Source organism: Halothiobacillus neapolitanus c2 (assembly GCF_000024765.1).
Classification (GTDB): domain Bacteria; phylum Pseudomonadota; class Gammaproteobacteria; order Halothiobacillales; family Halothiobacillaceae; genus Halothiobacillus; species Halothiobacillus neapolitanus.
Map to the genome: position 1 here is coordinate 926,490 of NC_013422.1, position 17,865 is coordinate 944,354.

Annotated in this window: 16 protein-coding genes; 6 read left to right on the forward strand and 10 right to left on the reverse strand. The window is 54.5% G+C overall.

Annotated elements, in window-relative coordinates:
- Positions 1–196 precede the first annotated feature (196 nt).
- The gene (locus HNEAP_RS04335) at positions 197–913 is read left to right on the forward strand and encodes a GntR family transcriptional regulator (RefSeq protein ID WP_012823736.1); all 717 of its coding nucleotides are present in this window, start codon (positions 197–199) and stop codon (positions 911–913) included.
- On the opposite strand, the gene HNEAP_RS04340 is transcribed toward HNEAP_RS04335, so the two are convergent.
- From HNEAP_RS04340 to uraH, 6 genes are read right to left on the reverse strand one after another with little or no spacing between them, the layout of a single operon-like run.
- Complete coding sequence (locus HNEAP_RS04340; protein WP_081441106.1) at positions 914–1,933, reverse strand: isopenicillin N synthase family dioxygenase; 1,020 nt, start codon at positions 1,931–1,933, stop codon at positions 914–916. It abuts the gene before it with no gap.
- Positions 1,900–2,391 carry a nucleoside deaminase gene (locus tag HNEAP_RS04345; RefSeq protein ID WP_012823738.1) on the reverse strand — a complete coding sequence of 164 codons (492 nt, stop codon included), beginning with the start codon at positions 2,389–2,391 and terminating at the stop codon, positions 1,900–1,902. The genes HNEAP_RS04340 and HNEAP_RS04345 overlap by 34 nt, the downstream gene beginning before the upstream one ends.
- Positions 2,384–3,409, reverse strand: coding sequence for a xanthine dehydrogenase accessory protein XdhC (xdhC, locus tag HNEAP_RS12200; RefSeq protein WP_012823739.1), 1,026 nt, complete (start codon positions 3,407–3,409; stop codon positions 2,384–2,386). The genes HNEAP_RS04345 and xdhC overlap by 8 nt, the downstream gene beginning before the upstream one ends.
- Positions 3,402–5,786 (reverse strand): xanthine dehydrogenase molybdopterin binding subunit, encoded by a 2,385-nt coding sequence (gene xdhB, locus HNEAP_RS04355; RefSeq protein WP_012823740.1) that lies wholly within the window; start codon positions 5,784–5,786, stop codon positions 3,402–3,404. Before xdhB ends, xdhC begins: the two co-directional genes overlap by 8 nt.
- On the reverse strand, positions 5,779–7,293 hold the full coding sequence (xdhA, locus tag HNEAP_RS04360; protein WP_012823741.1) for a xanthine dehydrogenase small subunit: 1,515 nt from the start codon (positions 7,291–7,293) through the stop codon (positions 5,779–5,781). Before xdhA ends, xdhB begins: the two co-directional genes overlap by 8 nt.
- Positions 7,294–7,295: 2 nt before the next feature.
- Positions 7,296–7,649: a hydroxyisourate hydrolase gene (uraH, locus tag HNEAP_RS04365; RefSeq protein ID WP_012823742.1), complete on the reverse strand. Its 354-nt coding sequence runs from the start codon at positions 7,647–7,649 to the stop codon at positions 7,296–7,298.
- Positions 7,650–7,945: 296 nt separating this feature from the next.
- Between uraH and HNEAP_RS04370 the strand changes: the two genes are divergently transcribed.
- The 5 genes from HNEAP_RS04370 (at position 7,946) to rraA (ending at position 13,015) form a co-directional block, all read left to right on the forward strand.
- Positions 7,946–9,121 carry an amidase gene (locus tag HNEAP_RS04370; protein ID WP_012823743.1) on the forward strand — a complete coding sequence of 392 codons (1,176 nt, stop codon included), beginning with the start codon at positions 7,946–7,948 and terminating at the stop codon, positions 9,119–9,121.
- A gap of 90 nt (positions 9,122–9,211) precedes the next feature.
- Positions 9,212–10,030 carry a sulfite exporter TauE/SafE family protein gene (locus HNEAP_RS04375; protein ID WP_012823745.1) on the forward strand — a complete coding sequence of 273 codons (819 nt, stop codon included), beginning with the start codon at positions 9,212–9,214 and terminating at the stop codon, positions 10,028–10,030.
- A 39-nt stretch (positions 10,031–10,069) separates the two neighbouring features.
- A complete protein-coding gene (locus tag HNEAP_RS04380; RefSeq protein WP_012823746.1) occupies positions 10,070–11,299 on the forward strand; it encodes a pyridoxal-phosphate-dependent aminotransferase family protein in 1,230 nt (409 codons plus the stop codon).
- A gap of 10 nt (positions 11,300–11,309) precedes the next feature.
- Entirely contained in the window at positions 11,310–12,542 is a 1,233-nt protein-coding gene (locus HNEAP_RS04385) for an allantoate amidohydrolase (RefSeq protein ID WP_208107165.1), read from the forward strand.
- Positions 12,539–13,015: a ribonuclease E activity regulator RraA gene (gene rraA, locus HNEAP_RS04390; RefSeq protein WP_012823748.1), complete on the forward strand. Its 477-nt coding sequence runs from the start codon at positions 12,539–12,541 to the stop codon at positions 13,013–13,015. The genes HNEAP_RS04385 and rraA overlap by 4 nt, the downstream gene beginning before the upstream one ends.
- An 86-nt stretch (positions 13,016–13,101) precedes the next feature.
- Here the strand turns inward: rraA and HNEAP_RS04395 are convergent, their stop codons facing one another.
- The 4 genes from HNEAP_RS04395 to HNEAP_RS04410 all read right to left on the reverse strand — a co-directional run bounded on the left by HNEAP_RS04395 (position 13,102) and on the right by HNEAP_RS04410 (position 17,859).
- On the reverse strand, positions 13,102–14,133 hold the full coding sequence (locus HNEAP_RS04395; RefSeq protein WP_012823749.1) for an adenosine deaminase: 1,032 nt from the start codon (positions 14,131–14,133) through the stop codon (positions 13,102–13,104).
- A gap of 120 nt (positions 14,134–14,253) precedes the next feature.
- Positions 14,254–15,324 carry a BMP family ABC transporter substrate-binding protein gene (locus HNEAP_RS04400; RefSeq protein WP_012823750.1) on the reverse strand — a complete coding sequence of 357 codons (1,071 nt, stop codon included), beginning with the start codon at positions 15,322–15,324 and terminating at the stop codon, positions 14,254–14,256.
- Between the two features lie 38 nt (positions 15,325–15,362).
- On the reverse strand, positions 15,363–16,277 hold the full coding sequence (locus tag HNEAP_RS04405; RefSeq protein WP_012823751.1) for a hypothetical protein: 915 nt from the start codon (positions 16,275–16,277) through the stop codon (positions 15,363–15,365).
- Between the two features lie 544 nt (positions 16,278–16,821).
- Positions 16,822–17,859 carry an acetamidase/formamidase family protein gene (locus tag HNEAP_RS04410; protein WP_012823753.1) on the reverse strand — a complete coding sequence of 346 codons (1,038 nt, stop codon included), beginning with the start codon at positions 17,857–17,859 and terminating at the stop codon, positions 16,822–16,824.
- Between the last annotated feature and the right edge of the window lie 6 nt (positions 17,860–17,865).

The window sequence follows — 17,865 nt, forward strand, 5'->3', positions numbered from 1 at the left end:
AACTCAGCCTTTTGGTGCGAAAGTAGGGAAATTCTGTACCGTGTTGGTGCGTTTTTTCGCCTAAGCTACCAGCCGTTTCCGTTGCACGCCTGATCCAACTTTCACGATGGAATAGTCTCTTGTGACCTTCTATGCGTAGACTGGGCTGAAATTACCTATACTCGGACCAGAAATTTTTGAATGGCGACCACTCCGTATGAAGCAAACAGCTGAACAGACCACGGTAAAACCTGTCGCGACGAAATATGTGTACGACGCGCTGAAGGAAAAAATCCTCAGTTTTGAGATCTATCCGGGTAGCCGGGTGACCGAATCTGAACTGGCAGATTTGTTCATGGTGAGTCGCACGCCCGTTCGCGAAGCGCTGCTTCGGCTGGAAAACGAAGGCTTCCTGACTATCCGGCCGAAACAAGGATGTTTCATCAAGCCGATCAATATCGAGGAACTGGGCGAGTACTACGGCGTGCGCACGGCGCTTGAAGTGGCGGCGGTCGAGGGGGCTTGTCATTACATGCCGGAAAGCGAGTTGCAGCATTTGCTGCATCTGTGGTCGCCCGACCAGGCATTGGTGGAGCACAGTGCCGATCAGATGGAAGATAAGGACGAGTCGTTTCATATTGCCTTGGCTCTCGGTAGTGGAAATTCGACGCTTGTCCGATACCTTCAAGACGTCAACGATCACATTCGCATCATCCGCCGCGTGGACTTTCAAGACGAAGAGCGGATCAAGCGAACCTATGCCGAACACCACGCGATCATCGAAGCAATTCTCGGCCGCGAGGTCGATAAGGCCCGCAACCTGATGAAGCGTCACATCCAGCGAAGCCAGGACTTCGCCAAAACCCTCACCCTGACGCAATTGGCTAAGAAGAAGGCGGGTGTCAGCCGTTTCGAACAGGTGAAAGCGTTGTGATTATTTCTGTCGGTACGCGTACGTCTGATTAAAGCGGGACGTGATCCAGTCATCCGAAAAGATGGGTTCATACCGGCACGGCGTTTTGGGCGTCACGCACGAGTCGAAGCATGCCACCCGGGTTTTCGTATTCGGTTCGAGAAAGAATGGGATCGAATAGCGATCGACGCCCAGTGGCGGCACGACCCGGTGCGGCGTCGACTGAAACACATCGTTGCTCCAGCGCTGCATGAGATCGCCAATATTTACCACCAGCATGTCCGGTTCGTAAGGAACGCGAATCCAGTCCTGCCCTCGGGGTTTGACCTCAAGCCCACCCACGGCATCCTGCGCCAGCAGGGTGAGGCAACCATAGTCCGTGTGAACTCCGGCACTAATTTGTCCTGCGTCTGTTACCGGCGGATAGTGAATCATGCGCAGTACGCTGGTCTGGTCGTCGAACAGCGGATCGAAGTAATCAATCGGTAGTTCCAGCGATACCGCCATCAGTGCCAGTAGATTCAGACCCGTTTCGCTCAACCGCTGGTAATACCGTTCAACAGTCTCCTTGAAACCCTCAAATTGAGGGTACTGGTTTGGGCCGTAGAAAAGATCGCCCGCCCGCACCCCGGGATGCGTCGGGCCCAGGTCGCGGGACATGTCGAAAGTTTCTTTGAAATCCGCTGGGGTTTCGGGCGACAACTGCTCCGCGCCTACCTTTCCGTAACCCCGGTGATGCGACGAGTTTTCGATGCTGATGCGCATCTTCTCTTCAAGCGGCTGGGCGAAGAACCGGTGGGCCAGCGTGAATATGTCCACGAACTCTTCTGTGGACAGATTGGTGTTCTTCACGGTGAAAAACCCGATGTCACAGCAGGCGCGATAGAGTTTTTCGGCTTCTACGCGCACGGCTGGGGTGATCGTTCTGGCGTGAGCAACAGCGGGGTCGATTAACGGCAGCATGGCGGGTTCTCCCAAGTCAGTTGGGCTGGTCGGGCCGGTTCGAATCAATAGGCGATCTTGTCGGGTTTCGCACGCCATTCGTTGAACGGCAGGATTGCTTCTTTCTCCAGCAGGCGAATGGTCGGGATCTGACGGTCCGGGATGTCCTTGGCGATTTCTTCATACAGAAAGGCGTCGTCGAACCCGATGTCGGCGGCGTCCTGACGCGAATTAGCGTAATAGATCCGATCCAGCCGCGCCCAGTAGATGGCGCTCAGGCACATGGGGCAGGGCTCACAGCTGGTATAAATCTCGCATCCGGACAGATCAAATGTGTTCAGCACCTGACAGGCAGCGCGAATGGCGCTGACTTCAGCGTGCGCGGTCGGGTCGTTAGCAGATGTGACCTGATTGAATCCAGTAGCGATGACTTCCCCATTACGGGAGATCACGGCGCCGAACGGGCCACCGAAACCGGCAATCATTTTTTCTCTTGAAAACTCAATGGCTTGACGCATGATTTGCTTTTCTTGTTCGTGCACAACGTGGTCACACATGGTTGATGGTCCTCAGGTAGGGGGGGATATGGTTTTCGGCTGCGGCACTGTGCTGAATCAGAATCTGGGCACAGACCGAGGCGGCGATGACGGCAGGGGATTTGCCCTGGATTTCTGGCAGGCCGATGGGGCAGGTGAGCCGGGAGATCTGTGGCGGGGTGAGACCGCGGTTCTTGAACTGGCGGTCAAAGCGGATCTTCTTGGTTTTCGAGCCGATTAACCCGCAATAACCGAAACGGCCGCTGCGCAAGATGGCCTCAACGATATCGAAATCAAGTTGATGGCTGTGAGTCAGCACGAGAAAGGTGGTCCGATCTGTACCGCGATTCACATATGCCTGCCATTCGGTGGTGCATATTTTTTGGACATTGGCGGTCGTGGCGAAGCCCAATTGTTTGGCCCGGCTATCGATGAGCGTTAGGTCAGCATCCAGATGCTGCATGCTTTGGATCAAGGCTTGACCTACATGCCCCGCCCCAAAAATGACGATATTCAGCGCCCGAGGGGCAATGGGCTCAATCAATGCCATGCGGTCTGTTTCGCGTTGCCGCTGGTCATCGGTCGGCGCGGCCAGCAACACGGTTCGGGTGCGTGCGGTCAGATCAGATAACAGCCAAGCTGAAGGACGCTCGGCTGAGATACCTGCTGTTTCTCGATCGGTATCCAGGAATGTCGCCAGTTGATCAAGCCAGGCGAACTGTTTTGGCCGAATTCTCTCGAAAATCAGTTGCACCATGCCACCGCAGCATTGATCGAAGCGCGGTGTCAGTGGTGTGCTGTGTAGGCTCAGCTCATGAAATGGCGTCTTGGAGGGCGGTTGGTTCAGTAATTCGCGTGCGTGCTGAATGGCGAAGAATTCCAGATGGCCACCGCCAATAGTGCCTTGCGTACGCTGCGGGAAGACGGCCATGTGCGTGCCTTTTTCCCGGGGGGATGAGCCCTTGACCACGCCGACGCTCACCAGCACGAAGTCTTCTGGCTGATTGTTCAGGCGGGCGAGGGCGGTCCAGTCAAGCATGGGTAAGCGCCTGGTCAGGTTTGCATTCCCGTTCGCGCAATTTCGCGCACGCCATCAGCACGCGTTCTGGTGTGGCCGGTGCGTCGATCTGCGGGTGGCGTCCGTAATCTGCTAGGCTCGCCACGGCATCGTTCAGTGCGTTGAATACACTGATGCCGAGCATCAACGGCGGTTCACCCACGGCCTTAGAGCGGTAGACCGATTCTTCGCGGTTCGGATCGCAGCGCAACTGAATATTCATTATTCTTGGCCGATCACCGCAGGCCGGAATCTTGTAGGTGGACGGCGCGTGGGTGCGCAGGACGCCACATTCGTCGTACACCAATTCTTCGGTTGTCAGCCAGCCCATGCCCTGAATGAATCCCCCTTCGACCTGCCCCGTATCAATCGCCGGATTGATGCTGGCACCGCAATCGTGAACGATGTCCACGCGATCGACCTTGTATTCGCCCGTCAAGGTATCCACGGTCACCTCCGACACGGCAGCTCCATAGGCGAAATAGAAGAATGGGTGCCCTTTGCCCGATTCTGCGTTGAAATGGATTTTCGGTGTACTGTAAAAGCCGGTCGTCGAGAGCGAGATGCGGGCGAAATAGGCTTTTTGGATCAGCGCGTTGAACGCGATCAGCTTGTCGCCCACGATAACGCCCTCGGCGGTGAAGCGAATCGTCGCCGCATCGACCGAATAGTGCTCCGCGGCAAATTCAGTCAGCCGCCCCTTGAGGATGAGTGCCGCATTGCGTGCCGCCTGCCCATTCAAATCACAACCGCTCGAGGCGGCCGTTGGCGAGGTGTTCGGCACCTTGTCCGTCGTGGTGGCTGTGATCTTGATTCGATCGATTTCCACCTGAAATTCTTCCGCCACAATCTGCGCAACCTTGGTAAACAGGCCCTGGCCCATTTCCGTGCCGCCATGGTTGAGGTGGATGCTGCCATCGCTGTAGATGTGCATCAGCGCACCGGCTTGATTGAGGTGTGTTGCGGTGAACGAGATGCCGAACTTCACTGGCGTTAGGGAGAGACCCTTCTTCAGGTAGGTGTTTTCCCGATTGAACTGCATGATCTGCGCGCGTCGTGCCGTGTAGTCGGCCGTCGTTTCCAGCTCGGAGATGATCTCCGGCAGGATGTTGTCGGTCACGGTCATGAAGTAGGGTGTCACGTTCCGGCCCGCCGGGTCATCTGCGGGGCCGTAGAAATTGATCTTTCGCACATCGAGCGGATCCTTGCCTACCTGATAAGCGATCTCGTCAATCACGCGCTCGATCGCGACCATGCCCTGAGGCCCGCCGAATCCGCGGAAGGCCGTGTTGGACACGGTGTGGGTTTTGCAGCGATGGGACACAATCGAAACGTGTTCGAGGTAATAGGCATTGTCCAGGTGAAACATCGTGCGGTCGTTGATCGAGCCGGACAGATCGGCCGACATGCCGCAGCGCGAGGCCGCTTCAAAGGCAATGGCCTGGATACGCCCCTGACCATCGAAACCGACGTCGTAGCGGATAAGGTAATCGTGGCGTTTGCCGGTAATCGTCATGTCATCATCCCGATCGAGCCGCAGCTTGCTCGGGCGCCCGGTGTGGTGCGTGACCAGCGCGGCGATGCTGGCAAACAACGCGGGCTGGGATTCCTTGCCACCGAATCCACCGCCCATGCGACGGACTTCGACATTGATGGCGTGATCGGGCACGCCAAGCACGCGGGCGCAGCAATGCTGGATTTCGGTGGGGTGCTGAGTCGAGCTGAAAATCTTCAAATCACCATCTTCACCGGACAGCGCGAGGGCGATATTGGATTCTAGATAATAGTGATCTTGCCCGCCAATTTTGATTTCGCCCTGAAGGCGGTGTTTTGCCTGCGCTAGGTGCGCCTCGGGTTCGCCGCGTCGGAAGGTCTTGCTCGGCAGCACGAAGGAATCGGACGCAAGGGCATCACGCACGGTGATAAGCGCGGGTAGCGGCTCGTATTCGATTTGTGCCAGGGCGGCGGCTTTGCGCGCAATGTCGATGTGCTCTGCGGCAACGGCAAATAGCGATTGCCCCACGTACTCGACCAATCCATCTGCAAAGATCGGATCGCCCTCAATCACCGCGCCGAAATCGTTTTTCCCGGGCACGTCGCTTGCCTGAATGACTGCCATCACGCCGGGATAGGCCTTGACCGCGTCTAAATCGAGTCTGAGAATTTTCGCATGCGCCTGCGTGCTCTGCGCGATATAGATGTGCAGCAGGTCGCGGGGTTCGGACAGATCATCGGTGTACAGTGCCTCGCCGCTGACGTGTTTGATGGCGCTATCGTGTTTAACCGACGCGCCGACGCCCGAGTTGACGTGGTCCGCACGGATTTGGTTCACAGTGATGCCGTGGATGGGTTCATGCATGGATCAGCCCTCCGGTGTAGGAGATTTGAGTGGCTTGGTTTGGCTTCTGCTGCTGAATGAAAAACTTCTTCAACAAGTTCGCAGCCACCGCGAGGCGGTATTCCCGGGACGCGCGGAAATCGCTGAGTGGCGTGAAATCCACCCCCAGTCGTTCGGCGGCGGCATGAACAGTCGCTTCAGTCCACGGTTTGTTCAGCAAGGCTTGTTCGCAGTGGGTCGCGCGCTTGGGCGTGGCCGCCATGCCACCGAAGCACAGGCGAGCTACCTGAACCTGTTGCTGGTCGTCCAGTTCGATGTAGAACGCGGCGCTGACGCTGGAGATATCTTGCTCGAATCGCTTCGAAATTTTGTAGACGTTCATCAAGACTGAATCCGAATTCAACAAAGGAATACGGACGCACTCGATGAACTCGGTCGGCTGGCGATCCTGCTTGCCGTAGGCGATGAAATAATCTTCCAGTGGCAGATGGCGTTGCCCGCCCTGACGGGTCAGTGTGATCTCGGCATTCAGCGCAATCAGCACCGGCGGCATGTCGCCGATGGGTGAGCCGTTGGCGATGTTGCCGACAACGGTGCCGGAGTTGCGAATCTGGGTCGAGCTGTGGCGGTACAGATATTCCTCAAGCCAAGGGAAATGCCGAATCAGCACTGGTAAAGCCTCGGAGTAGGTGACGGCCGCGCCGATTTCGAGCTGGCCGTCCCGAACCTCGATCCGCTTGAGCGCCTGAATGCCGCCAAGATAGATCACCGTGTCTAGAGCCCTGTGCTGTTTTGTGACCCACAGGCCGATATCGGTTCCGCCTGCCAAAAGGGTAGCGCCCGGCGTTTTGGCGAGGGCATCGGCCAGTGCCGGAATGGTATTCGGTTGAATATAGGTTTGGCCGGCCTGGATCAGCGTTTTGCTGACTTGGGGCTGAATTGCCTTGAGTTGGGCAATGACCTTCGCTTCCGCTTCGGTCATAGCTTGTTGGTTTGTTTTATCCGCTTGGTTCAGCCAGGACTTCCCTGCCTCGATGATCGGGCCGTAGCCGGTGCAGCGGCACAGATTGCCCGCGAAAACTTGCGTGAGGTGTGTTGTTGCCGCTTCGTCCGACTGGGGTTCCGGCAGATCATCGAGCGTGTGCAGCCTGTTTTGATATTCGGCGAATCCCGACATGACAAACCCCGGTGTGCAAAACCCACATTGCGAGGCATGACTCTCCACCATTGATTGCTGCACCGGGTGCAACTCATTGCGCGCCGTCTTGAGGTCTTCGACCGTCAAGAGTTGCTTGCCGTCCAGCGTCGCCAGAAAAACGATGCAGGCATTGACGGCACGGTAGTGCAGGCGATCATCCACCACTTCGGCGATTACAACTGTGCAGGCACCACAGTCACCCTCGGCACAGCCTTCCTTGGTGCCGATTCTTTTTTCCTCTTCCCGTAGATAATTTAAGACGGTCAGGGTTGGGCTGACCGATTCGAGCTCGATCAATTCCTGCCCAAGAAGGAAGCGCAAGGTATTCATGTTTAGCTGCCTCGGTAGGTGCTGTAGCCGAATGGCGATACGAGAAGGGGAACATGGTAGTGATCCTGAGTGCTCGAAATACCAAAACGAATCACGATCTGATCCAGAAACAGTGGGTCGGGCAAATCGGCATAATGTTGACGAAGATAGTTCCCCATATCGAATACCAATTCATAAACTCCGGTAGTGAAGGCTTCACCACTGAGAATGGGAGCATCGCAACGACCGTCAGCGTTCGTGATGTGTGTCGATAGATATTGAGGCTGATTATCTACCCACTTGTGCAGGAGCAGCCGTACATCCGCCGCCGGTTTGCCGAGGCTGGTATCTAAAATGTGCGTAGTGAGTGCGCTCATCTTGACCTTCTTGTTTCGCAGTTTTGAATATATTGTGAACAATCCTAGAGCAGTTTCTGTCATTTCCAAAGTGAATATTTTGTGTTTCCGCCAAAAATTTGCTCTTGATATAACTGTATGGATGTCTATTTATGTTTGGTTTAAGAGACTGATCACTGTTTGTAAATCAAGTATAAACCTTGATTTATCTTTGACTTGATCGCAGGGTTGCATCTCTCGATTTAATACGTGACCCGTGCGAATAATTGTGTACAATTGTGTGCACATTTTGTTTTATCATATTCCTGAGAGTGGTGATGAATATCCAGCAGGGTGTATTGCAAGAACTGAATCTGAGTTCGGTTGACACCACCGATGCCCGCTTATGCGGGTTGCGGGTCGGTGTTAAGGATCTGTTCGATATCGCGGGCATTCCGACCTCGGCAGGTAACCCTGACTGGCTGGCGACACATGCAGTGCCTGAACATACGGCGCCTGCTGTTCTTCAGCTCATGCACGCCGGTGCACACATTGTGGCCAAAACCCTAACAGATGAGTTGGCCTACAGCCTCAACGGTATCAATACGCACTATGGCACACCTATAAACGCGGCTTCACCAGAGCGGTTGCCGGGCGGCTCCAGCAGTGGTTCAGCTGCGATGGTGGCTCATGGGCTGGCCGACATCGGTCTGGGAACGGATACGGGAGGTTCGATTCGTGTGCCGTCCAGTTACAACGGGTTGTTCGGTTTGCGGCCCACGCATGGTGTGATTTCGGTCGAACACATGGTCGGATTGGCGCCGTCGTTCGACACCGTTGGATGGATGACTCGGGATCTGGGTACCTTGGCCGATGTTGCTGATGTGCTGTTGCCTGAACAGCAGCCTATCGAACTCAAAAATTTGTGCATCCTCAAGCCGCAGATTGATTGCCTTGAGGATTGGGACCTTCGCGCCAGTGCTTGGCTGGCGACGAACGGACCCCTATTCGAATCGATTCATGAGGTCGTGGTGCCACGGTCTTTACTGCAATTGGCAAGTCAGACGTTCCGTATCTTGCAGGGGGCTGAAATCTGGCATACGCACGGCGCTTGGGTGAGCGAAGCCCGCCCCAGGTTTGCAGCGGATATCAGAGAGCGGATGAACTGGTGCCAGTCTATTACATCAGTCCAGATCGAGCAGGCTGCACGTGATCGCATTGAAATCACTCAAATTCTGTCGCATTGGCTTGATGGCGAACATACCTTGGCCATCTTGCCGACCACACCTGGTGCCGCGCCATTGTTGACCGAGTCGGCAGAGTGTCTGGCGGACTATCGCGTGGCCTTGATGGGTCTGACTGCCTTGGCTGGATTGTCGTCGCGACCTCAACTTCATCTGCCGGTATTAAGCGATCACGGCGCGCCTTGGGGCCTATCGTTAATTGGACACAGAAATACAGATCGTTCGTTAATTGGTTTGGCGCACAAATTTAAAGGAATGGTTCATGATTAATATTGCGCTTGCCCTGACTTACCGTCACGGCATTTCGTCTTTAATTCAGAAACCAATCGCTCGCTACGCCAATCGCCAGGATGTTTTTTCATGACCGCTCTGATTGATTTTTTACCCTTTGCCGTATTGCTGGCGGTTACCGGTGTCGCGGCCGGATTGTTGGCAGGGTTGCTCGGGCTGGGCGGCGGCATCGTTATGGTGCCGGTGTTGTTCTTTATTTTTCAGGCCATGGGCGTCGGCTCACTGGACGCGATGAGTATGGCTACGGGAACGTCCTTGGCCGGGATGATTCCGACTGCCATTTCTTCCGTGCGTGCGCATCACCGCAAAGGGAACGTGGATGTCGGGATTTTTCGGACGTGGTGGATTTTTATTCTGATCGGCGTCATTACCGGCAGTGTGTTGGTCACCCAGTTCCGGAGTCGCTGGTTTGTCGTGCTTTTTGCGCTGATCGCTTTATTCGTAGCCATTCGAATGTTCCTGCATAAAACCGTCGCAGCACAGGCATTACCCCGGTTGATCTGGCAGCGGATATCGGCGTTTATGCTTGGCTTCTTGTCTGTGATGTCCGGATTGGGTGGCGGCACCATCGGTGTGCCCTTGCTGACTCGCTTTCATGTACCCGCGCATCGGGCTGTTGGGAGTGCGGCTGCTTTCGGGCTTGTGATCGCCATCCCCGGTGCGCTGGTGATGTTGGTTTTAGGCCAATCTCCGGCGGATGCCCCGTTGGGCACGGTCGGTTTGGTCAACTTACCTGCATTGTTGACTATGGTGCCGCTCAGTATTCTATTCGCGCCCGTGGGCGTGAAACTGGGGGCTCGCTTACCTGCTCAGCAGTTGAAGAAGGTTTTTGCGGTGGTGCTGGCTATTACCGGCATACGCATGTTGTTGTCGGCTTTAGGTATTTAGTTTGTCTTTCCGTTAGATGTTATTTGAAAGAAGGTTGTTATGTCTGAGCAATTCGAGCAAATAAACCCCCCGGCACGACTACTGATGGGACCGGGTCCGATCAACGCCGACCCACGCGTTTTGCGGGCAATGTCGGCGCAACTGCTGGGCCAATACGACCCAGCAATGACAGGCTATATGAACGAGACTATGGCGCTGTACCGGCAGGTATTTAAAACGGAAAACCAGTGGACACTGCTGATCGACGGCACCTCCCGTGCCGGGATTGAGTCGGTGTTGGTCTCGCTCATCGAGCCGGGCGATAAGGTTTTGATCCCGATTTATGGACGTTTTGGTCACCTCCTCAATGAAATCGCCCTGCGCTGCGGCGCGGAGGTACACACGATTGAAACCGAGTGGGGCGCGGTGTTCACCCCCGAACAGATTGAAGAAGCGATTATCAAAGTTAGACCCAAGCTGCTCGCCATCGTGCAGGGCGATACCTCGACCACCATGCTGCAACCGCTGGAAGAATTGGGTGCGATTTGTCGTCGGTACGATGTGCTGTTTTACAGTGATGCCACCGCCTCGATCGGCGGCAATCCGTTCGAAACCGATGCTTGGGGTCTGGATGCGGTATCGGTGGGTTTGCAAAAATGCCTTGGTGGCCCGTCGGGCAGTGCGCCCGTCACGTTGAGCGCCCGTTATGTGGATGAGGTGCGCAAACGGCATCATATCGAAGCCGGTATTCGGGATCGCCACCATGCCGAAGGCAAAGGATCGATGATTCGTTCGAACTATTTTGATCTACCCATGATTCTTGATTACTGGGGCGATGAGCGACTCAACCACCACACTGAAGCGACATCGATGCTTTACTGCGCCCGCGAATGCGCGCGAATTTTGATGCAGGAAGGATTGGAGCAATCCATCGCGCGGCATCGTTTGCAAGGTGACGCCATGGCGCAGGGCTTGGCGGCCATGAATCTTGAGCTCTTCGGTGACCAGACGAACAAAATGAACAATATCGTTGGTGTGTATATTCCAGATAGTGTGGCTGGCGAAGCGGTGCGAAGCGTCATGCTGGAGGATTTCGGTATTGAAATTGGCACCTCCTTCGGCCCACTCAAAGGTAAAATCTGGCGTATCGGCACCATGGGTTATAACGCGCGTAAAGACGCTGTGTTGGTCACACTATCCGCACTTGAAAACGTGCTGCGACGTATGGGGCATAAGTGCACAGCTGGTGCCGGGGTGGATGCAGCGATGGCCGTGTACAGTGGCCAATGAAATGTCGCGTGTGATTGAACGATGTGAAGTGCTGGCGCAGATTTCCGATAGCACGGACAGTATCTCCCGTTTGTATCTTTCGCCCGCCTATCGGGAGGGATTGCTGCTCGTTGAGCAATGGATGCAGGCAGCGGGTATGTCCACTTGGGTCGATGCGGTGGGCAATCAATGGGGGCGTTTCGCCGCGGTTGATCCGGATGCACCGGTTCTCATTATCGGCTCGCATCTGGACACCATTCCGAATGCCGGAAAATTTGACGGCATCCTCGGTGTCGTTTGCGGTATTGAAGTGGTGGCTCGTCTTCAGGCTGCTGGAAGTACCCTGCCATTTCATATTGATGTCGTCGGTTTCGGCGATGAAGAAGGTGTACGTTTCCCAATCAGCATGCTTGGTGCACGAGCGGTGTGCGGCCAGTGGCAACCCGAATGGCTGGAACTGGCCGATGCGGCGGGCGTGACGGTTCGCGAGGCCTTACTAACCTGCGGACTGGACCCTTCAAAAATAGGCGAAGCCAGTCGGGTCAACGATCGTTTACTGGGATATTGGGAAATACATATGGAGCAGGGGCCAGTGCTGGAACAGGAATCGCTCCCAGTCGGGATCGTTTCGGCGATTGCCGGTGCCTGCCGCAGCCGAATTTGCTTTACGGGTGACGCCGGCCACGCTGGTACGGTGCCCATGAATCTACGCCACGATGCCTTGAATGCTGCGGCTGAATTCGCTTTATCGGTTGAACGCTTCGCTATTACCGAAGGTGTGGTGGGCACGGTCGGGCAGTTCAGCGTGTTTCCCGGTGCCGTGAACGTCATTCCCGCCAAGGCAGAATGCAGCCTGGATTTGCGCAGCATAGACGACGACGTGTTGGCGCGTGTCCTGAGTGAAATGCAGACGACGAGCCGGGCGGCCAGCGCCCAGCGTGGTGTTACAGTGGAATGGGATGTGTACCACCGAGCCGAAGCGCGGCACTGCGCACCGCATTTTGTGGCCCTGTTCGAGCAAGCAGTCGCCAAGCATGGCCAGCCGGTTCGTGTTCTGCCAAGCGGAGCGGGACATGACGCTATGCTGATGGCAAACATCACCGATATGGCGATGTTGTTCGTGCGTTGCAAAGGCGGTATTAGTCACAATCCGGGTGAATTCGTTTCGGCTAACGATGCGGAAGTTGCTGTCGATACGGTATTGATTGCGCTGGAAGAGTTGGCTAAAACCCATACTGCTGATACGCGGAGTACAGCATCATGAGTTGGCAGACGGCCGACCTTTGTGATTTGCACCGCTCACTCCTGCAGGTGGCCGAGCCGGTGTTCCATTCCTATGGCGGGCTCAGCCGGATCAAAGCTTCTCTTGTGACTGTGAAACTATATGAAGACAACCGTGCCCTGCGTGCGTTGTTGAGCCAGCCGGGCGAGTGGCGTGCCATTGCCGTGGACGTTGGTGGCGAGTACTGCGCTGTGTTGGGCGACATCATGGCCGGGCTGGCCGTGGAGAATGGCTGGAAGGCCTTGCTTATCAATGGCTATATCCGCGATTCCGCACAAATAAGAACCATGCCGCTAGGTATCTGGGCGTTGGGTACGTGCCCGATGAAAAGTGCAAAAGTCGCCGACGGCACGACGCAGGTGCCGCTGGCGCTCTGCGGCCTCTCGATCACCCCTGGTGATTTCCTGTACGCGGACGAGGACGGGGTGCTGATTGCGCCGCATCATTTGACCTGAGTTTGGTCATCTCGCTTTTCCTTACTTGCCATCCCCCGCTTGGGCTTGCGGCTCAAAGAGGGAGATTCATGCCGCCTCAATGCAGCTTAGGCTGTGGCTTCGTCGTGAACGGTTTCGATTTTGTCCAACCATTCCAGCTTTTCCGATTCGGACAGAAACGATGCGCGGATCGAATTCCGAGCAAGTTCGGTCACTTCATCCCAAGTCAAATCCAGCCCCGTTTGCACTGCAATAAAATTGTCCAGCAGATAACCGCCAAAATAAGCCGGGTCGTCGGAACTAACCGTCATGCATAGGCCTCGATCGAGCAGACGTTTGAGGTTATGCCCTTTGATGTCATCAAATACGGCCAGTTTGATGTTTGACAGTGGACATACGGTCAAGGGCATCTGTTCTGCAGCCAGTCGACGGCAGAGTTCGTCATCCGATTCGCAGCCGACGCCATGATCGATACGCGCTACATGCAGCAGATCCAGCGCTTCCCAGATGTAACTTGCAGGCCCTTCCTCACCCGCATGCGCGACGGTGAGTAAGCCTTCTGCGCGCGCTTTGTCGAATACTTCGCTGAACTTGGATGGTGGATTGCCTTTTTCACTGGAATCGAGCCCGACCGCGCAAAAAAAATCACGATACGGCAGCAGAGCATGCAATGTCTCCATGGCTGCCTCGGCGCTTAAGTGCCTCAAAAAGCAGGGAATCAGCCGGCTGGTGATGCCGAATTCTTTCTGCCCCTTAGCCAGTGCACGATTGATGCCCTCGAACACAGCCGCCAATGAAATGCCGCGATCAGTATGACTTTGCGGATCGAAGAAAATCTCGGTGTGCACAACACCGTCTTCATGCGCGTGCCGCAGATAGTTATAGGTCAGTTCGAAGAAGTCGTCGGCTTCGATCAGCACCTTCACGCCCTGGTAATAGATATTAAGAAAAGATTGCAGATCCTGGAAGTTGTAAGCCTGTCTCAAGGTGCCCGCGTCCGGGTAATCAAGCACGATACCGTTTTTCTCGGCCAGCTCGAACACCATTTCGGGTTCAAGTGTGCCTTCGATATGAACATGCAATTCCGCTTTGGGCTGGGCGCGAAGTGCATCTTTTGCAATTGTTTTCAGATTGTTCATTGTTTTTCTCCGCATAAAAGAAAACAGACGAATCATTCGTCTGTTTAAAATCAAGATGCAACTCTTTGATCGGAATGGTACGTAGGCAAATAGCCTACAGGATCTGCACTATCAGAGGATCTACTTTGGAATAGTTCCTTCCACACCCTTGACATAAAAGTTAATGGATAATAATTGATCCAATGGCATTTTTTCGCCCGCTGGCACAACCGTTTTGCCTTCTTGATTGACTATCGGTCCTGTAAATGGGACGAGTGTGCCGTCAATAATGGCTTGTTCTTTTGCATGGAAATCCTTTGCGACTTTCTCTGGAACATTTGAATGCAGCGGTGTCAAAACCACCATGCCTTCTTTGATCCCCCACAGGGTGTTGTCGGGTTTCCAAGTGCCGTCCAAAACTTTTTTAACTTCCATCGTGTAGTATTTTGACCAATTTAATGTGCTTGCTGTCAATTGTGCTTTGGGGCCGTACTTGGACATATCCGAATCCCAGCCAAAGGCGTAAACCCCTTTTTCTTCCGCCGTTTGGACAACAGCCGGAGAATCTGTGTTTTGCGCGAGCACATCAGCACCTTGAGCGATCATCGTTTCAGCAGCCTGGCGCTCGCGTGCTGGGTCGTACCAACTACTCACCCAGATGACCTTAGTTTTGATCTTCGGATTTACGCTCTGCGCGCCTAGGGTGTAGGCATTAATGTTGCGGACTACTTCTGGTACAGGGTAGGAGCCTACGAAGCCAAGAATATTACTTTTTGTCATTTCCCCTGCCAAAACACCCAACATATAGGCACCTTCCCAACTCCGCGCCTGGTAGATCCCGACGTTCTTCGCCATCTTGTAACCAGTGGCGTGCTCGAAGTAGGTGTTTGGGAACGCTTTGGCCACTTTCAGCGTGGGGTTCATGAAACCAAACGAGGTTGTGAAAATAATCTTGTTACCATCGGCGGCCAATTGGCGGATGACGCGCTCTGCGTCCGAGCTTTCAGGTACGTTTTCAACAAAGGTGGATTTCACTTTATCACCTAGCGCTTTTTTCATGGCTAGCCGACCTTGATCGTGGGCGTAGGTCCAGCCACCATCACCCACCGGGCCGACGTAAACGAAACCGACCTTGATCGGTTCATCCGCATGTACGGCGGATACCAGGCCCGTCGAAAGTGCGCATCCAAGTAATATTGCTTTTAAATTCATGGTTAGTTTCCTCTGCAAAAGTTGATCGGATCGTTATTTTAGAAGTGGTATTCGACGCGGACCATGGGTGTTTTGGCGAAAGCGCCGGAGCCTGCGGGTCCGTTGGCATCGTTACCGAATTTATTCTTCCAGTACTGATATTCGATGCCGGCCTTGAAGGTGCCTGGTTTATCCCAGAACAGCTTGCCGACATCGGCCATGATTTGGGCATCGATATTGATTTCGGTTTTGGTTTGAGCGCCGAATTCATCCTTCCCTTTAGGCGCAATCAGGTTGGCATATCCCTCGAAGGAGAAAGCGGAGTTTCCGATAGGGATACCCCAAGCGGCAGTCAGCATGGGGTGAACCTTATAGGAATAGCGAGAGACGCAGGTATTGGTGTAATCGTTGCAGGGTGCATTGCTTTCCCATAGGGCCAACAGGCTCACATTGAGGAAGCCTGGCACATCGAACATCACGGTTGGGCCGAGGACAAGCATTCGTTTTTTCGAGTTATAGCCGGCATCTGTTTTCGTATTGAAATCGAAACCGCTGGTAATACCGAAGCCTTTAGCCACACCAACCTTCAGATCCTTGTTCATGATCTTGCCGATATCGAGCGTATTACGGTAGACCGCATAGACCTCCTGAGCGCCTGACTTACCATCGGGGCCAGAAGGATCCTTGCTATCGGAGAACAGCGCATCGATGCTGAAGAAGTTGGTACCGTACTTGAAGCCACTGACGTGGCTGAAGTTCAGGATATTTTTAGAGATATCATTGCCTTCATAGGGTTCGGCGAACTTGGTGCCGTAGCGCCAGCTCAGTGAAGTATCACTCCAGTCTGCGGCCTGGGCTGCTGTGCCTAGGGCCATGCTCAGGGCTAGCGCGCTGAATGTGGCAACAGTCAGAGGGCGACGCGACATGGGTCGGGACTTCTGCTGTGCAATAACGGGGTTTGGTTGGAATGACATATCCAGGCTCCTTGGTCTTTTTTGAAATAACACGAACTCAATTGGCGACTAAAATTCACGCTTATTGTGATCATTAATGTATGCACAGTGTGTGCCAAATTGTTCACAATCTAGCAATCCAATGATATTAAGAGGATTTAGGTTCTTATTGAGCGACCCATCCATGGCTCTTTTAACTAAATTGGTGCGATTGGTCATAAATGGCGCACCTAAATTGGGATTTTGATTGCTGCGGTGACCGCTTTTCTTGCTTGTGATGAAATGCGTTACAGGTCTTTTGTCTGCGGAAGGATGGGGATCTTGACCGAAATTGCACACATTTGATGGATGAGCATCTGGTCTTGTTTCGTGCGCCTAGGAGCCTGTCGGACTTTAGGGAAATCGGCTGCAAATACATCTGGACGGCTCATATTTCACCGCTTTCTTGGGCAATAGAACCCGCTATTACCCTGCAAAAGCGGCAAAATCTGCCCTCGCCCAGCTAGATTTTCGCTTCGATTCCTAAAGTCCGACAGGCTCCTCGGTTTAAGTGCACGCTGGTTGCTTAAATTTCCTCGTCAGTGTCTTTTGGCGGGAAGATTCCGCGCTGCATCTTGCAGTGCACGCCTTGGCGCCCATCCACGACCTGTGTGACACCGAAGTCGGAACTGATGCTCATCAGCGAGTAGGCGTCGTCCTGACTGAGGTTGTGCTTGTCAACAAGCAGGTGAAGCATGTCCTTGGCGGCGTTCTTCATCGCGACATCGAGATCGTCATCGAAGCCATGCACGATCCAGGTATCCGGTGTTTCGAGCAGGGGAGAAGGGAAGTGGAAGTCCTTGCGCAGAACGATCTGAAATATCACGTTCAGTGAGGCCTCGATCGCGGTTCCGCTGATTTCACCGTCGCCTTGTGAGATGTGAGGGTCACCAATCGAGAACAACGCGCCGGGCACGGCCACCGGGTAATACATTGTCGCTCCAGCGCCGATTCGCCAGTTGTCGATATTGCCACCGTGCGCGCCGGGCGGGACAGTGCTGACACGGCCCATGGCATCGGGGGCAACACCGGCCGTGCCCAGATGCGGGCGTACGGGTACGCGCACTCCGTTCAACGCAGGTTCGCAGGTACAGGTTCCGCGTTTGGTGATTTTACCCGGTACCGTATATTTTCCAGGGAAGTTATAGGCGTAGAGGGCGCGGGCCGTGTTGTAGTCCGGATCGATCTTGTAGATCGTCACGCGTTCCTTTTCGCCCATCTCTTTGTAGAGAAGCCCCCAGTGCGCGGCAAGGTTCGTTCCGTATCGGAAACGCGGCAGCATTTGCAGGTAACGAACCTCGAGCATGTCACCCGACTGTGCATCTTCTACATAGATCGGGCCGGTCATCAGATGTACGCCCGGGTTCCGGTCGTCTTCGGGGATGCTTGAGTACAGTAGTCTCACCGCATCGTCCATCATCAGTTCAGGGGCATCGCCCGCTTGGTGCGTTACAGCTTCGGCGCGGATAATGTCGCCGCTTTTGATGCGCAAGGCCGGTTTAAGGCCGGCATCGAAATAGCCCCAATGTACGGTTGAGGGGGTAGCTTGCAGTTCATGAAACATGGATGG

What these genes read in the sequence shown, in the direction of transcription:
- HNEAP_RS04405 (WP_012823751.1), bottom strand. Translation starts at nt 16,277, where the DNA reads ATGTCATTCCAACCAAACCCCGTTATTGCACAGCAGAAGTCCCGACCC.
- HNEAP_RS04335 (WP_012823736.1), top strand. Translation starts at nt 197, where the DNA reads ATGAAGCAAACAGCTGAACAGACCACGGTAAAACCTGTCGCGACGAAA.
- xdhC (WP_012823739.1), bottom strand. Translation starts at nt 3,409, where the DNA reads ATGCTTGACTGGACCGCCCTCGCCCGCCTGAACAATCAGCCAGAAGAC.
- HNEAP_RS04400 (WP_012823750.1), bottom strand. Translation starts at nt 15,324, where the DNA reads ATGAATTTAAAAGCAATATTACTTGGATGCGCACTTTCGACGGGCCTG.
- uraH (WP_012823742.1), bottom strand. Translation starts at nt 7,649, where the DNA reads ATGAGCGCACTCACTACGCACATTTTAGATACCAGCCTCGGCAAACCG.
- HNEAP_RS04410 (WP_012823753.1), bottom strand. Translation starts at nt 17,859, where the DNA reads ATGTTTCATGAACTGCAAGCTACCCCCTCAACCGTACATTGGGGCTAT.
- rraA (WP_012823748.1), top strand. Translation starts at nt 12,539, where the DNA reads ATGAGTTGGCAGACGGCCGACCTTTGTGATTTGCACCGCTCACTCCTG.
- HNEAP_RS04345 (WP_012823738.1), bottom strand. Translation starts at nt 2,391, where the DNA reads ATGTGTGACCACGTTGTGCACGAACAAGAAAAGCAAATCATGCGTCAA.
- HNEAP_RS04375 (WP_012823745.1), top strand. Translation starts at nt 9,212, where the DNA reads ATGACCGCTCTGATTGATTTTTTACCCTTTGCCGTATTGCTGGCGGTT.
- HNEAP_RS04370 (WP_012823743.1), top strand. Translation starts at nt 7,946, where the DNA reads ATGAATATCCAGCAGGGTGTATTGCAAGAACTGAATCTGAGTTCGGTT.
- xdhA (WP_012823741.1), bottom strand. Translation starts at nt 7,293, where the DNA reads ATGAATACCTTGCGCTTCCTTCTTGGGCAGGAATTGATCGAGCTCGAA.
- HNEAP_RS04395 (WP_012823749.1), bottom strand. Translation starts at nt 14,133, where the DNA reads ATGAACAATCTGAAAACAATTGCAAAAGATGCACTTCGCGCCCAGCCC.
- HNEAP_RS04340 (WP_081441106.1), bottom strand. Translation starts at nt 1,933, where the DNA reads ATGGCGTGCGAAACCCGACAAGATCGCCTATTGATTCGAACCGGCCCG.
- xdhB (WP_012823740.1), bottom strand. Translation starts at nt 5,786, where the DNA reads ATGCATGAACCCATCCACGGCATCACTGTGAACCAAATCCGTGCGGAC.
- HNEAP_RS04380 (WP_012823746.1), top strand. Translation starts at nt 10,070, where the DNA reads ATGTCTGAGCAATTCGAGCAAATAAACCCCCCGGCACGACTACTGATG.